Origin of the sequence: Streptomyces sp. V4I8 (genome assembly GCF_041261225.1) — a bacterium.
GTDB lineage: Bacteria > Actinomycetota > Actinomycetes > Streptomycetales > Streptomycetaceae > Streptomyces.
This window is the reverse complement of the sequence record NZ_JBGCCN010000001.1, coordinates 8,829,841-8,843,074: the sequence shown is the minus strand read 5'-3', so window position 1 is coordinate 8,843,074 and position 13,234 is coordinate 8,829,841. Positions and strand designations below refer to the sequence as shown.

At 71.4% G+C, this 13,234-nt stretch carries 12 protein-coding genes and 1 pseudogene; 6 read left to right on the top strand and 7 right to left on the bottom strand.

Translation table 11 applies throughout. From position 1 onward, the window contains the following. Nucleotides 1–15 precede the first annotated feature (15 nt). The 3 genes from ABIE67_RS40200 to ABIE67_RS40190 all read right to left on the bottom strand — a co-directional run bounded on the left by ABIE67_RS40200 (nucleotide 16) and on the right by ABIE67_RS40190 (nucleotide 2,825). Nucleotides 16–1,158, bottom strand: coding sequence for an acyl-CoA dehydrogenase family protein (locus ABIE67_RS40200; protein WP_370266498.1), 1,143 nt, complete (start codon nucleotides 1,156–1,158; stop codon nucleotides 16–18). Continuing rightward, complete coding sequence (locus ABIE67_RS40195) at nucleotides 1,155–2,315, bottom strand: CaiB/BaiF CoA transferase family protein (protein WP_370266497.1); 1,161 nt, start codon at nucleotides 2,313–2,315, stop codon at nucleotides 1,155–1,157. Before ABIE67_RS40195 ends, ABIE67_RS40200 begins: the two co-directional genes overlap by 4 nt. Before the next feature lie 129 nt (nucleotides 2,316–2,444). After that, nucleotides 2,445–2,825: an MmcQ/YjbR family DNA-binding protein gene (locus ABIE67_RS40190; RefSeq protein WP_370266496.1), complete on the bottom strand. Its 381-nt coding sequence runs from the start codon at nucleotides 2,823–2,825 to the stop codon at nucleotides 2,445–2,447. A 91-nt stretch (nucleotides 2,826–2,916) separates the two neighbouring features. Here ABIE67_RS40190 and ABIE67_RS40185 point away from each other — a divergent pair, with 91 nt between their 5' ends. Beyond that, entirely contained in the window at nucleotides 2,917–4,095 is a 1,179-nt protein-coding gene (locus tag ABIE67_RS40185) for a trans-acting enoyl reductase family protein (RefSeq protein WP_370266495.1), read from the top strand. A 52-nt stretch (nucleotides 4,096–4,147) separates the two neighbouring features. Here ABIE67_RS40185 and mmpA read toward each other — a convergent pair whose 3' ends face one another. After that, complete coding sequence (gene mmpA / locus ABIE67_RS40180; RefSeq protein ID WP_370266494.1) at nucleotides 4,148–4,294, bottom strand: morphogenic membrane protein MmpA; 147 nt, start codon at nucleotides 4,292–4,294, stop codon at nucleotides 4,148–4,150. 549 nt (nucleotides 4,295–4,843) lie between these two features. Continuing rightward, a pseudogene (locus ABIE67_RS40175) lies at nucleotides 4,844–5,530 on the bottom strand (endonuclease V); the annotation flags it as partial. 41 nt (nucleotides 5,531–5,571) lie between these two features. Between ABIE67_RS40175 and ABIE67_RS40170 the strand changes: the two are divergent. Next, entirely contained in the window at nucleotides 5,572–5,868 is a 297-nt protein-coding gene (locus ABIE67_RS40170; protein ID WP_370266493.1) for a YciI family protein, read from the top strand. A 3-nt stretch (nucleotides 5,869–5,871) separates the two neighbouring features. Here ABIE67_RS40170 and ABIE67_RS40165 read toward each other — a convergent pair whose 3' ends face one another. Beyond that, a complete protein-coding gene (locus ABIE67_RS40165; RefSeq protein WP_370266492.1) occupies nucleotides 5,872–6,195 on the bottom strand; it encodes a plasmid stabilization protein in 324 nt (107 codons plus the stop codon). Between the two features lie 49 nt (nucleotides 6,196–6,244). Beyond that, nucleotides 6,245–7,348, bottom strand: coding sequence for a WD40/YVTN/BNR-like repeat-containing protein (locus ABIE67_RS40160; protein WP_370266491.1), 1,104 nt, complete (start codon nucleotides 7,346–7,348; stop codon nucleotides 6,245–6,247). Nucleotides 7,349–7,570: 222 nt separating this feature from the next. Here ABIE67_RS40160 and ABIE67_RS40155 point away from each other — a divergent pair, with 222 nt between their 5' ends. The 4 genes from ABIE67_RS40155 (at nucleotide 7,571) to ddaH (ending at nucleotide 13,091) form a co-directional block, all read left to right on the top strand. Further along, on the top strand, nucleotides 7,571–7,987 hold the full coding sequence (locus tag ABIE67_RS40155; RefSeq protein WP_370266490.1) for an SsgA family sporulation/cell division regulator: 417 nt from the start codon (nucleotides 7,571–7,573) through the stop codon (nucleotides 7,985–7,987). A gap of 323 nt (nucleotides 7,988–8,310) precedes the next feature. Continuing rightward, the gene (locus ABIE67_RS40150) at nucleotides 8,311–9,936 is read left to right on the top strand and encodes an ABC-F family ATP-binding cassette domain-containing protein (RefSeq protein WP_370266489.1); all 1,626 of its coding nucleotides are present in this window, start codon (nucleotides 8,311–8,313) and stop codon (nucleotides 9,934–9,936) included. A 10-nt stretch (nucleotides 9,937–9,946) separates the two neighbouring features. Next, a complete protein-coding gene (locus ABIE67_RS40145; RefSeq protein ID WP_370266488.1) occupies nucleotides 9,947–12,214 on the top strand; it encodes an ATP-binding cassette domain-containing protein in 2,268 nt (755 codons plus the stop codon). A gap of 100 nt (nucleotides 12,215–12,314) precedes the next feature. Next, on the top strand, nucleotides 12,315–13,091 hold the full coding sequence (ddaH, locus tag ABIE67_RS40140; RefSeq protein ID WP_370266487.1) for a dimethylargininase: 777 nt from the start codon (nucleotides 12,315–12,317) through the stop codon (nucleotides 13,089–13,091). Nucleotides 13,092–13,234 lie beyond the last annotated feature (143 nt).

Here is a 13,234-nt window from a genome sequence, read left to right as displayed (position 1 = left end):
CCGAGCAAGGGAGCCTTAGCCGAGCAGGGAACGGCCGATGATCTCCTTCATGATCTCTGTCGTCCCCCCGTAGATGGTCTGGATACGGCCGTCGGTGAAGGCCCTGGCGACGGGGAATTCGCTCATATAGCCGTAGCCGCCGTGCAGTTGGAGGCAGCGGTCCGCGACCCGCTTCTGCAGCTCGGTCGCCCACCACTTGGCCATGGAGGCGTGCACGGCGTCGAGCTCGCCGTTGTCGTGGTCCGCTATGCAGCGGTCGAGGAAGGTGCGGGTGACGGCGCACTCGGTGGCCATCTCGGCGATCTCGAACCGGATGTGCTGCTTGGTGGCCAGCGGCCGGCCGAACGCCTCGCGTTCCTTGACGTACTCGGTGGTGATCTCCAGCAGGTGTTCGGCGGCGGCGATCGCCGAGACCGCGATGCTCAGCCGCTCCTGCGCGAGGTTCGTCATCAGGTGGACGAAGGCGCCGTTGAGGTCGCCGAGGAGATTCTCCTTGGGCACGCGGACGTCGCGGAAGAACAGCTCGGCGGTGTCCTGAGCCTTCTGGCCGATCTTGTCGAGGTTGCGGCCGCGCTCGAAGCCGTCCATGCCGCGCTCGACGACGAGCAGCGACAGCCCTCGCGCGCCGCCCTCGGGGGTCGTCTTCGCGACGACGATCACCAGGTCGGCGAGGATCCCGTTGGAGATGAACGTCTTGGAGCCGTTGAGCACCCAGTGGTCACCGCGGTCCTCGGCGTGGGTGCGGATGCCCTGGAGGTCGGAGCCGGCGCCGGGTTCGGTCATGGCGATGGCCGTGATCAGCGAGCCGTCGCAGAAGCCGGGCAGCCAGCGCTGCTTCTGCTCGTCGGTGGCGAGCGAGGTGAGGTACGGGCCGATGATGTCGTTGTGCAGGCCGAGGGCGAGGCCCGGGGCGCCCGCGCGGGTGAACTCCTCGGCGAGGACGGCGCTGTAGCGGAAGTCTGGGGTGCCGCCGCCTCCGTACTCCTCGGGGACGGCGAAGCCGAGCAGGCCCTGCTTGCCGGCCGCGCGCCAGGCGTCGCGGGAGACGATGCCGTCCTTCTCCCACTGCTCGTAGTGCGGCAGCACCTCCCTGGCCAGGAAGCTGCGCACGGTCGCGCGGAACGCGTCGTGCTCGGGGGCGAAGATCTGCCGCTTCATGCGAGGCCCTTCGTCGCGGGGCCGTCCGTGTCGGCGCCCTTCATCAGGTCGGGTACGTCCCAGTCGCGCGCCACGCCGGCGGTGTCCGCGCCGGGCTGGGCCGGGCCGCTGCGTACGGCCGTCGGGGTCGCGGCGAAGCGGGGCGCGGGGGCGGGCTGGGTGATGCCGCCGTGGTCGGTGAAGGTGCCTCGGGCGGCGAGGTGCGGGTGGTGCGGGGCCTCACGCAGGGACAGGACGGGGGCCACACAGGCGTCGGAGCCCTCGAAGACGGCCGTCCACTCGTCCCGCGTACGGGACTTGAAGCGGGTCGCGACCGCCTCGCGCAGCTCGCCCCAGCGGGACCAGTCCTTACGGGCGTCCGCGTGCTCCTCGATGTCGAGCAGCCGCAGGAACTCGGCGTAGAACTGCGGCTCCAGGGCGCCGACGGCCATGTACTTCCCGTCGGCCGTCGCATAGGTCCCGTAGTAGGGGCAGCCGCCGTCCAGCAGGTTGGCGCCGCGCCGGTCCTGCCAGCCGCCGGCGGCCAGCATGCCGTGGATCATCGCGGAGAGGTGGGAGGTGCCGTCGACGATGGCGGCGTCGACGACCTGGCCGGTACCGGTGGCGCGCGCGTGGTGGAGGGCGGCGAGGACGCCGACGACGAGGTAGAGCGAGCCGCCCGCGTAGTCGCCGACCAGGTTGGCGGGGACGGCGGGCGGTTCGTCAGGGCTGCCGATCATGCCGAGGGTGCCGGTGAGGGCGATGTACGCGATGTCGTGGCCGGCGCGGTGGGCGAGCGGCCCTTCTTGGCCCCAGCCGGTCATGCGGCCGTAGACCAGCCCGGGGTTGCGGGCGTGGCAGGCCTCGGGACCGACGCCGAGGCGTTCGGCGACGCCGGGGCGGTTGCCCTCGATGAGGATGTCGGCGCGGGCGGCGAGGTCGAGGACGCGCGCGGGGCCGTCGGGGGACTTCAGGTCGACGATCACCGAGCGCTTGTTGCGGTTGGTGATGTCGTACGCGGTGTCGATGGCGAGTCCCGTGCCGCCGGGCCGGTCCACGCGGACGACGTCGGCGCCGAGATCGGCCAGGAGCATGGCGGCGAACGGGCCGGGCCCGATTCCGGCCAGCTCGACCACGCGCACGCCGGTGAGCGGGCCCTGTCCTGGCGTCGTCGCCATGCTGCCCCCAGGGGTATGACACAACTGCTGTAACACCAGCGATGCTAAGAACATGCGCCGATGGACACAAGAGCAAGCGCTTAGGAAGTTACCCGCCGGAAGCCCGGACGCGAACCCGCCCCGACGGAATCAGCGGGCGTCCAGCTCCGCTATCAGCCGCTTCGGCGCGATCGTGCGGTAGCTCTCCTCCACCCAGTCGCAGAGCAGCTCCGCCGCCGGGGCGCCCTGCTGCTCCAGCGGGATGCTCACCCAGCCGGACTTGCCGAGGCCGTATCCGGCGGGCTCGGCGCCCGGGCAGGTCAGGGCGTGGGCGTGGGCGGACTCGTCCTTGAGCTTCACCGTGACGCCCAGCGGATAGCTGCCGTCGTCGACGCCGAGGAAGACGAACACCTTCTTGTTGACCTTCGCGACCGTCTCGCCCCACGGGAACTCCTCGACCGCACCGGGCATTCCGAGCGCGAACTCGCGCACTTTTTCCCACTTCTTCAGGGCAGACCTGGGCACGGCCACCGCTTACCTCCGGGCTCGTCGTCGGGCTCCGCACACCTCACGCTAGCCTCGGCCACCGACAACGGCGCGTGCTGCGAGACCGAGGGGTGTCATGACCAGGCTGAACAGGACGGATCGCCCGTACGACATCGTGCTCTTCGGAGCGACGGGCTTCGTCGGGATCCTCACCGCGGAGTACCTGGCCGCGCGGGCACCCGAGGGGCTGCGCTGGGCGATCGCCGGGCGCAGCAAGGAGAAGCTGGAGCGACTGCGCGAGCGGCTGCCCGGCGGGGCGGGGATCGGGCTGCTGGAGGCGGATGTCGCCGATCCGGCCTCGATGCGGAGTCTCGCCGAGCACGCGCGCGTGGTGGCCACGACGGTGGGCCCGTACGTGAAGTACGGCGAGGATCTCGTCGCGGCCTGCGCGGAGACCGGGGCCGACTACCTCGACCTCTGCGGTGAGCCGGAGTTCGTGGACCTGACGTACGTCCGGCACGACGCACGCGCGCGTGAGACGGGTGCGCGGCTGGTGCACGCCTGTGGCTTCGACTCGATTCCGCACGACCTGGGCGCGTACTTCACGGTCCAGCAGCTGCCGGAGGGTGTGCCGCTGACGGTGGACGGGTTCGTGACCGCGGACGCCATGTTCTCGGGCGGCACGTTCGCGTCGGCCCTGAACCAGTTCTCGCGTGGGCGCCAGATGCTGTCCGCCGCGCGCGACCGGGGCCGCCACGAGCCGCGGCTGATGGGGCGTCGGGCGCATGCGCCGACGGGTGCGCCACGTTTCGCCAAGGAGGTGGGCGCCTGGGCGGTGCCGCTGCCGACGATCGACCCGCAGATCGTCAAGCGGTCCGCGCGGGCCCTCGATCGGTACGGCCCCGACTTCCGCTACCGCCACTACGCCGCCGTACGGCATCTGCCCGTCGTCCTCGGCGGGGTCGCGGCGGTCGGCGCACTCGCCACGGCCGCCCAACTGCCGCCCGCGCGGCGCTGGTTGTCCGACCGGCTCAAGCCGGGCGACGGGCCGGGCCCCGAGAAGCGCGCGAAGAGCTGGTTCTCCGTCCGCTTCGTCGGCGAGGGCGGCGGCAGGCGAGTGTTCACCGAGGTGGCGGGCGGTGACCCCGGCTATGGCGAGACGGCGAAGATGTTCGCCGAGTCGGCCCTGTCCCTGGCCTTCGACGACCTGCCGCCCACGGCCGGCCAGGTCACGACGGCGGTCGCGATGGGGGACGCGCTGATCGAGCGGCTACGGACGGCGGGGATCACCTTCCGGGTGGCCGCCACCCGCTGAACCGATTCCGCCGAGGCCGTTCCCCCGGCGCGGGGAACGGCCCCCCGGGCCCCTAGAGGGGCCATCCCGCAAGGGTGTAGATCATCCCGACAATCCAGCCGAGCCCCGCCAGCGTGGCAACGACCAGCGCGGCCGTCACGGCCCGCTCGACGGGACGGTTGGGGTCGGCGAGGGGCTTCGGGGCGCGGTGCGTCGTCATGCGTCACAGCCTGCCGATCACGACAGGGAACGACATCCGTACGGGTACTCAGACGACGTACTCAGTCGGGATTCTCAGTCGGTTTCATCGCTCGGCGTCATCAGTCGACGGCCAGTCCCCCAGCGCTTCCGCGATCCGGTCCCGCACGGACGGATCGGGCGCGGAGACCGCGAGCCGTACGGCGATGGGGCCGATCTGCCAGCCCGCGTGATGGTCGAAGAAGGGAGCGGGCCCCGCCTCGTTGTGAGCGACTTTGCCGACCAGTTCCGCGAGACGGAGCAACAGCCGCTGCTGCTCCGTCGGGTGCTCCCAGGCATCGTGCCCTCGCCCGCGGACCAGCTCGAACACCTCACGCCCTTGGCTCCACCAAGTGCGGTCGGCCGCGAGTTCCACCGCGGCGTCGATCTCCGGAGTCCGGCCCAGGCCCTCCGCCGCCGCCGCGAGCACCCGACCCGCCCAGCTCACGGGCAGGGGCTGGCGCTCGAACACGGAACGCCCCCACGTCCGGGTGGGATCCGCCGCAGCCCGAGCGGCGAGCTCCGGCCTCGGACTGGTCGCCGCCTTGAGCGCCTGCCGGCACAGGGAGTCCGCGCGGCGGGTCGTTTCCGGCAGCCGGTACGCGGGGGTCAGGGCGAGCGTGTGGGCGCAGGCGTTGTCGAGGCTCATCCGGTGGCCGACGGAGACGAAGACCGGCTTGACGGTGTCGCGGGTGCGCAGGGCGCGGCCGACCTCCTCGGGGCCGGCGAGAAGGGGCGAGGCGGCGGCGCGCTCGGGGCCCGGGTCGTCATAGGTGAAGGTGAACGGGTTCTTCGCGACGCCGATCGTCGGCAGGCCGGTGAGGACGCCGAGGTGGCTGGCGAGCCCGAAGCGGCGGGGGTGGGCGAGGCCGTAGCCGTCGCAGACGACCAGGCCGGGCGGACAGGGCAGGGCGTCGAGGGCGGCCAGCACCGTGGGGATCTCGCGGAAGGCGAGCAGACCGGGGACGTACGGGAAGGAGATCCGGCCGACGGCCGTGGCCTCGGCGACGACGTCCAGAGTGGCCGCGTCGAGGACGACCGCCGCGGCCGCGACCACGTCCCGCTCGTCGTCGTAGGCCACGTCGACGCCGGTCACATGGCCGGATCCGGGCGGTGGGCCCGGCTCGTCGAGCACCACCCGCTCCCGCAGTTCGTCCTGGACGGCGCGGGCCTCTTCCTCGGTCGCGGGCCAGCCCGCGGGAATGCTTACGGTCGTCATGGTGGGCACGAGCGTACGGGCCCGGGGGTACGCTCGCGATCATGTTCGTGCTGGAGCTGACCTACACCGCCCCGATCGAGGACGTCGACGCCGTGCTGGAAGCCCATGTGGCGTGGCTCGACGAGCAGTACGAGCAGGGGGTGTTCCTCGCGTCCGGACGCAAGAACCCCCGCGACGGCGGGGTGATCCTCGCCGTCGCGGAGGACCGCGGACGCATCGAGGAGATCGCCGCGGGGGATCCGTTCGTCACCGCCGGGGTCTGCGCCTACCGCATCACCGAGTTCGTCGCCACGAAGACGGCGCCGGAGCTTCAGCGGTACCGCGAGACACCCCGCTGAACCTCACTTGCCCAGCGCCTGCTTGAGCTGGCTCTTGTTCATGTCCGAACGCCCGTGGATGTTGCGCTTCTTGGCCTCCTCGTACAACTGGTCCCTCGTGGGTCCCTGGGAGCCCTGGCCCGACCTCTGGCCGCCCCGCTTGCCCGAGGACATGTCCTGGGTGGACGTACGGCTGGCGGACTTGGACTCGCCGGACCGGGCGCGCTCCTTGTTCACCGTCCGCGCCGCGATCTCCTTGGCGCGCTTGGTGCTCTCGCCCCGGTCCTCGGCGCTCTCCTTGATGTGCTCGTACTGGCGTTCCCGCTTGGGGCTCGAACCGCGTGGCATGTCGGGTCACTCCTCTCGCAGTCGGCGCCCGAGTACCCACTTTGCGGCGTCAGCTCTCCAGACGCGCGACCCGGCCCTTCTCCCCCGCCGCCCAGCAGCCCAGGTCCGGCGTGCAGTCCACGGTGTCGTACGAGCCCGTGTCGACGGTCCGCCACGTGCGGCCGCCGTCGGTGGTCAGGTCGGTGCCGGTGGGGCCGACGGCGACGGCGGTGGTGCGGCTGTGCGGGAGCCAGGCGACGCCGGAGCGGTAGGCGGGCGGGGGCGTGTCGGCGGGCTGCCAGCGGCGACCGGCATCGTGGGTGCGCGCGGCGGCCTGCGGGGAGGTCTGGTCGGGGCGGTAGTCGCCGCCGACCGCGAGGCCGTGCGTACGGTCGCGGAAGGCGAGCGCGAAGACGCCACGGGCCGGGTCGCCCGCCGGGATCGGCGCGTCGGCGGCCGTCCAGGTCAGCCCCCGGTCGCGGGAGTGCAGTACACGCGCGCGTGCGGCCCCGCCGGTGGCCAGCCAGACGTCCTTCGGCCCGGAGGAGACCAGGCACTGCCCACTCGCCGCGAAGCCGGCCTCGCCCTCCAGGGCCGCGGGCATCCCGGCGTCGGGCAGCACCTTCCACGAGCGGCCGCCGTCACCGGTCGACAGGATGCGGAACCGGCCGTCGACCGGGTCGCTCATCGCCAGTCCGTGGCGGTGGTCGAAAAAGGTCATGCAGTCGTAGAAGGCTCGCGCGTCGGTGTTGCGGAAGGACTCGGTCCAGGTCACACCGCCGTCGTCGGTGCGGTACAGGCGGGACGCCTCGCCCTCTCCGATGGCCAGCACCACGGCCCGGCGCGTGTCGAACGCCTCCACGTCCCGGAACTGCAGCTCGCCGGCGCCGGGCGGCGAGACGTTCCGCCAGCTCGTGCCGCCGTCGGTGGTGCGCAGGACGGTGCCCTCGGTTCCGGCCAGCCACGCGGTGTTCCGGCTGACCGCTGACAACCCCCGGAAGCGCACCTCGGGGGTGCCGCTGTCCTTGAGCTCCCAGCGCGGCACCCGGCGCTCCGGCCCGTGCGCCTGCGCGGGTACGGCCGTCAGCGCGGCCAGCGCCGCCCCGCAGGCCACCCCCGCGGCGATTGTCCGAAACGTACGCCCCGACCGTCGCGTGCTCCCCGAACGCCTCATGGCGGGCGAAGCTAGCCCAGCACCCCGGCGGCGTCCAGATGGCCACACCAGTCACAGGTGACTTTCCCGGCACAGCAGGGCGAACGAGTCACCCCCGTGCATGAAGGCGGTGACAGAGGTCACTCGCCCTCCGTGTGCACGGATTGGCTGATTCCGTCGTCTCTATCAGTGCCCGGTCTCGTCCGCCGGAAGTTCGTCCAGCTGTCACAAGGGAGCATGGCGTTGTCCACCGTAATCGAGCAGCCCGTTGAGGCCCGTCTCGTCGCCGCCGCGCCGCGGATGCCGAGCATTCCGGCGACCCTGCACTACGACCGGCGCGACCCGTTCGCCGTCCGCATGACCTTCCCGGCCCCGGCCACGCTGGAAGGCGTGGACGTCTGCTGGACCTTCAGCCGGGAGCTGCTCGTGGCCGGCCTTGAGGGACCCGAGGGGCACGGCGACGTCCGGGTGCGGCCGTACGGGTTCGACCGTACGGTGCTGGAGTTCCACGCGCCCGAGGGTACGGCGGTCGTGCACATTCGGTCGGGTGAGGTGCGGCGGTTCCTGGAGGCGACGAGCGAGCTGGTGCCGCTGGGGCTGGAGCACCTGCAGCTGGACCTGGACCGGGATCTCGCGGAGCTGATCCGGGACGCCTGCTGAGGTCTCCCGAAGTGTCCTGGTGCGGGGTGTACCGCCGGCGCGGCCGGAAGGCCGATTAATTGCGTTGACACCCTCTCCGCCCCCTCCTACGGTGTACAGCGGTCCTGTTGCCGTCGATTGGAGAGGGACGTTGCTCGTCTGAGGTCCTGAGACACCGCGCCACACCTGAGGTGTGTTTGCGCTGCGTGCGACCTCGGCGTTCGAGCCGTCCTCCGGAGCAGGGCCTTCCGCATTTCCCTGACCTCTCCGAGGCCTCCCCGTCGGTCGCCGGTGTCTCGATACGCGTTTGCCCTTGATCGCTTCGAGCATCCGCGGAGGCCCGTATGTCTACTTCCATCACCTGTACGACCCTTTCCTTCACCTGGCCCGACGGCACCCCCGTCTTCGAGGGTCTCGACGTCGCGTTCGGCCCCGGCAGGACCGGACTCGTCGGCGTCAACGGGTCGGGAAAATCAACTCTGTTGAAGCTCATCGCCGGTGAGCTCACCCCGTCCGACGGCACCGTGCGCGTCGCGGGCGAGGTCGGGTACCTCCCGCAGAACGTCACGCTCGACACCGGCCTGAAGGTCGACGAGGCGCTCGGCATCGCGGAACGGCGCGCCGCGCTGCACGCCATCGAGGCGGGCGACGTGGCCGAGGAGCACTTCGAGACCGTCGGCGACGACTGGGACGTGGAGGAGCGGGCCGTGGCCACCCTCGGCGAACTCGGTCTCGGACACGTCGAGTTGGACCGCACCATCGGCGAGGTGTCGGGCGGCGAGTCGGTGCTGCTGCGGCTGGCCGCGCTGTTGCTGCGCCGCCCGGACGTCCTGCTGCTCGACGAGCCCACCAACAACCTCGACCTGTACGCGCGCAGGCGGCTGTACGCGGCCGTCGCGTCCTGGCCCGGGGTCATGGTGGTGGTCAGCCACGACCGCGAACTCCTGGACCTCGTCGACCAGATCGCCGATCTGCGCTCCGGGGAGGTCACCTGGTACGGCGGCAACTACTCCGCCTACGAGGAGGCACTCGCCACCGAGCAGGAGGCCGCCGAGCGCATGGTGCGGGTCGCCGAGGCGGACCTGAAGAAGCAGAAGCGCGAACTGGTCGACGCCCAGGTCAAGTTGGCCCGGCGGAAGCGGTACGGGCAGAAGATGTGGGACCAGAAGCGCGAGCCGAAGATCGTCATGGGTGCGCGCAAGCGGGCGGCACAGGAGTCCGCCGGCAAGCACCGCATCATGCACGAGGAGAAGCTCGCCGAGGCCAGGGAACGGCTCGACGAAGCGGTGGACGCCGTACGGGACGACGACGAGATCCGCGTCGACCTGCCGTACACGGCCGTACCGCCGGGGCGGACCGTCCTCACGCTCCAGGACCTGGAGTTGGCGTACGGTGCGCGGGTGACCGGCGGCGTCGATCTGCGCGGGCCGGAGCGGATCGCCCTCATCGGGCGCAACGGCGCGGGCAAGACGACGCTGCTGCGGACCATCGCCGGGGAGCTGGAGCCGGTGTCCGGAGAGGTCACGGCGCATGTGCCCCTGCGGTTCCTGCCGCAGCGGCTGGACGTGCTCGACGACGAGTTGTCGGTCGCCGAGAACGTGGCCCGGTTCGCGCCGGGCGCCACCAACAACCGGGTCCGGGCGCGGCTGGCCCGCTTCCTGTTCCGGGGCGCCCGCGCCGACCAGAAGGCGGCCACACTCTCCGGCGGCGAACGCTTCCGGGCGGCACTGGCGGCGCTGATGCTGGCCGAGCCCGCGCCGCAGCTGCTGATGCTGGACGAGCCGACGAACAACCTGGACATGGCGAGCGTACGGCAGCTCACCACGGCCCTGGAGTCGTACGAGGGGGCGCTGCTCGTGGCCAGTCACGACCTGCCGTTCCTGGAGTCGGTCGGCATCACGCGCTGGCTGATGGTGGAGGACGGAGAACTGAAGGAAATCACGCCAGAAGCTGTCGGGTATCCCGTCTAGCTTCGGCTTCATGCCCGATTTCACGCCCGATTTCATCACCATCACCGGAGCCCGGGAGAACAACCTCAAGGACGTCTCCCTCCGCATCCCGAAAGGCCGGCTGACCGTGTTCACCGGCCTTTCGGGCTCGGGGAAGTCGTCGATCGTCTTCGACACGATCGCGGTGGAGTCGCAGCGCCAGCTGAACGAGACCTTCACCTGGTTCGTGCGCAACCGGCTGCCCAAGTACGAGCGGCCGCACGCGGAGGCGCTGGAGGACCTCTCCCCCGCGATCGTCGTCGACCAGCGGCCGATCGGGGGTCACTCGCGGTCCACGGTCGGCACGATGACCGACATCCACTCGGTGATGCGCGTGCTGTTCTCCCGGCACGGCACCCCGAGCGCCGGCCCGGCGACCGCCTACTCCTTCAACGACCCCTCCGGCATGTGCCCGGAGTGCGACGGCCTGGGCCGTACGGTACGGCCGGACTGGGACCGCATCCTCGACGCGGACCGGACGCTCGCCGACGGGGCGGTCCGCTTCCCGCCGTTCGCGGCGGGCACCTGGCAGGGACAGGCGTACACCAACAGCGCCGACCTCGACCCGCACAAGCCCGTCGGGCGCTTCACCGCCGCGGAGCGGGAGTTCCTGATGCGCGGGCGGCCCGGCAGCAAGGTCACCGTCCATGGCACGGGCGGCACCTGGACCACCGACTACGAGGGGCTCGCCACCCGCTTCGAGCGGCTGTACCTGAAGCGGGACCTGTCGGCGATGAGCCAGAAGACCCGCGACCTGGTGCGGGAGTTCCTGGTGGAGGGCGCCTGCCCGGTGTGTGACGGGGCCCGGCTGAACGCGGCGGCGCTCGCGACCCGCGTCAACGGCCTGAGCATCGCCGACTGCGCGCATCTGCAGGTCACGGACCTGATCGCCGTGCTGAAGGACATCGACGACCCGGTCGCCGGGCCGATCGCCGGGGCCGCCGTCGCCGCCCTCGAACGCATCGACGCGATCGGCCTCGGCTACCTCAGCCTCGACCGCGAGACGTCCACGCTCTCCGGCGGCGAGGGACAGCGCCTGAAGACGGTCCGCCACCTGGGTTCCAGCCTGACCGGCATGACGTACATCTTCGACGAGCCCAGCGTCGGACTGCACCCGCGCGACGTCGGCCGCCTCGGCGACCTGCTGCTGCGGCTGCGCGACAAGGGCAACACCGTGCTGGTGGTCGAGCACGACCCGGACGTCATCGCGCTCGCCGACCACGTCGTCGACATGGGACCGGAGGCCGGCGCGGGCGGCGGACGGGTCGTGTTCGAGGGGACGCCGGGCGAGCTGGCCGGGTCGGGCACGGTGACCGGACGGTGCCTGGGGCGCCGTACGGCACTCAAGGAGGACGTCCGCGCGGCGAGCGGTGGCCTCTGGGTGAAGGGCGCCGACCGGCACAACCTGCGGGACGTGACGGTCGGGTTCCCGGCCGGGGTGCTCACCGTGGTGACCGGGGTCGCCGGGTCCGGGAAGAGCACGCTGGTCGCGGAGTTCACCGCCGCGCACGCCGACGCCGTGGTCGTGGACCAGTCGTCGATCGGGATCTCAGCGCGGTCGACTCCGGCGACGTACCTGGGAATCATGGACACGGTACGGAAGATCTTCGCGCGCGGGACGGGCGCCGAGCCCGGGTTCTTCAGCTTCAACTCCTCCGGCGCGTGCGGCACGTGCGAGGGCCGCGGGATCATCTACACCGACCTGGCCTTCATGGACCCGGTGACGACGACGTGCCACGACTGCGAGGGGCGGCGCTTCAGGGACGAGGTGCTGCGGCTGACCGTCGACGGCAGCTCCGTCGCGGACGTGCTGGAGATGACGGCCGAGCAGGCCCTGGGGTTCTTCCAGGACGCGGGAGTCCGGCGCCGCCTGCGCGCCCTGCGGGACGTGGGGCTGACCTACCTGACGCTCGGCCAGCCCCTCTCCACCCTCTCCGGCGGGGAACGCCAGCGCATCAAGCTGGCGACGCGGCTGCACCGCACCGGCGCGGTGTACGTCCTCGACGAACCTACGACCGGACTGCACATGTCCGACGTCGACGGGCTGCTCGGACTGCTGGACCGGCTGGTCGACGCGGGCAACACCGTCGTGGTCGTCGAGCACAACCTGGACGTGGTGGCGCACGCCGACTGGATCATCGACCTGGGGCCGGACGGGGGCCGTGACGGCGGCCGGGTGATCTTCGAGGGAACCCCGCGACAGCTCCTCGCCGCCCGCGGCTCCTTCACCGCGGAGCATCTCAGGAGGGCCACAGCCTGACACCGAGGGGTTTTGTACGGACGGGTAACACCTGCATGATGGCGGATCGGTGCCCGATGCATCAGGGCGCCGACACCTGCCACCGACCCGGAGATCCCCCGTGCCCAGCAAGAAGGCCCTCATCCGCCACCCCAGCCCGCGCCTCGCCGACGGCCTGGTGACACACATCGACCGGGAGAAGGTCGACGTCGACCTCGCGGTCGAGCAGTGGGAGGCGTACGCGGAGGCCCTGCGCACGCACGGCTGGGAGACGATCGAGGTGGACCCGGCCGACGACTGCCCCGACTCGGTGTTCGTCGAGGACACCGTCGTCATGTACAGGAACGTCGCGCTGATCACCCGGCCCGGCGCCGAGTCCCGGCGCGACGAGACCCTCGGCGTGGAGGAGGCCGTGGCCTCCCTCGGCTGCTCCGTGAACTGGATCTGGGAGCCGGGCACGCTGGACGGCGGCGACGTACTGAAGGTCGGCGACACGATCTACGTCGGCCGGGGCGGCCGTACCAACGCGGCCGGCGTCCAGCAGGTGCGGGCCGCCTTCGAGCCGCTGGGGGCGCGGGTCGTCGCCGTACCGGTGAGCAAGGTGCTGCACCTGAAGTCGGCGATCACGGCGCTGCCCGACGGAACGATTCTCGGGCGCATCCCGCAGCTCGACGTCCCGTCGCTGTTCCCGCGCTTCCTGCCGGTGCCGGAGGAGTCCGGGGCGCATGTGGTGCTGCTCGGCGGCGGCAAGCTGCTCATGGCCGCGAGCGCGCCGAAGACGGCGGAACTGCTCGCCGACCTGGGCCATGAGCCCGTGGTGGTGGACATCAGCGAGTTCGAGAAGCTAGAGGGATGTGTGACATGTCTCTCGGTCCGGATGCGTGATCTGTACGCCTGACCGGCCGGGCGCCACCCTCTTTAGCCCCAGGACCTGCGGGTCCTTGGGGCTTTGCGCGCACCCGGGAATTCCCGACCGAAACATGGCTGATCAGCAGTCTTTACACCGCTCTTAACCTACGGCTTCGTAACCTACGGTCTCGT

Bases quoted from the DNA above. Each gene is read 5' to 3' on its own strand.
- ABIE67_RS40200 (WP_370266498.1), bottom strand. From the start codon at position 1,158: ATGAAGCGGCAGATCTTCGCCCCCGAGCACGACGCGTTCCGCGCGACC.
- ABIE67_RS40195 (WP_370266497.1), bottom strand. From the start codon at position 2,315: ATGGCGACGACGCCAGGACAGGGCCCGCTCACCGGCGTGCGCGTGGTC.
- ABIE67_RS40185 (WP_370266495.1), top strand. From the start codon at position 2,917: ATGACCAGGCTGAACAGGACGGATCGCCCGTACGACATCGTGCTCTTC.
- mmpA (WP_370266494.1), bottom strand. From the start codon at position 4,294: ATGACGACGCACCGCGCCCCGAAGCCCCTCGCCGACCCCAACCGTCCC.
- ABIE67_RS40170 (WP_370266493.1), top strand. From the start codon at position 5,572: ATGTTCGTGCTGGAGCTGACCTACACCGCCCCGATCGAGGACGTCGAC.
- ABIE67_RS40165 (WP_370266492.1), bottom strand. From the start codon at position 6,195: ATGCCACGCGGTTCGAGCCCCAAGCGGGAACGCCAGTACGAGCACATC.
- ABIE67_RS40160 (WP_370266491.1), bottom strand. From the start codon at position 7,348: ATGAGGCGTTCGGGGAGCACGCGACGGTCGGGGCGTACGTTTCGGACA.
- ABIE67_RS40150 (WP_370266489.1), top strand. From the start codon at position 8,311: ATGTCTACTTCCATCACCTGTACGACCCTTTCCTTCACCTGGCCCGAC.
- ABIE67_RS40145 (WP_370266488.1), top strand. From the start codon at position 9,947: ATGCCCGATTTCACGCCCGATTTCATCACCATCACCGGAGCCCGGGAG.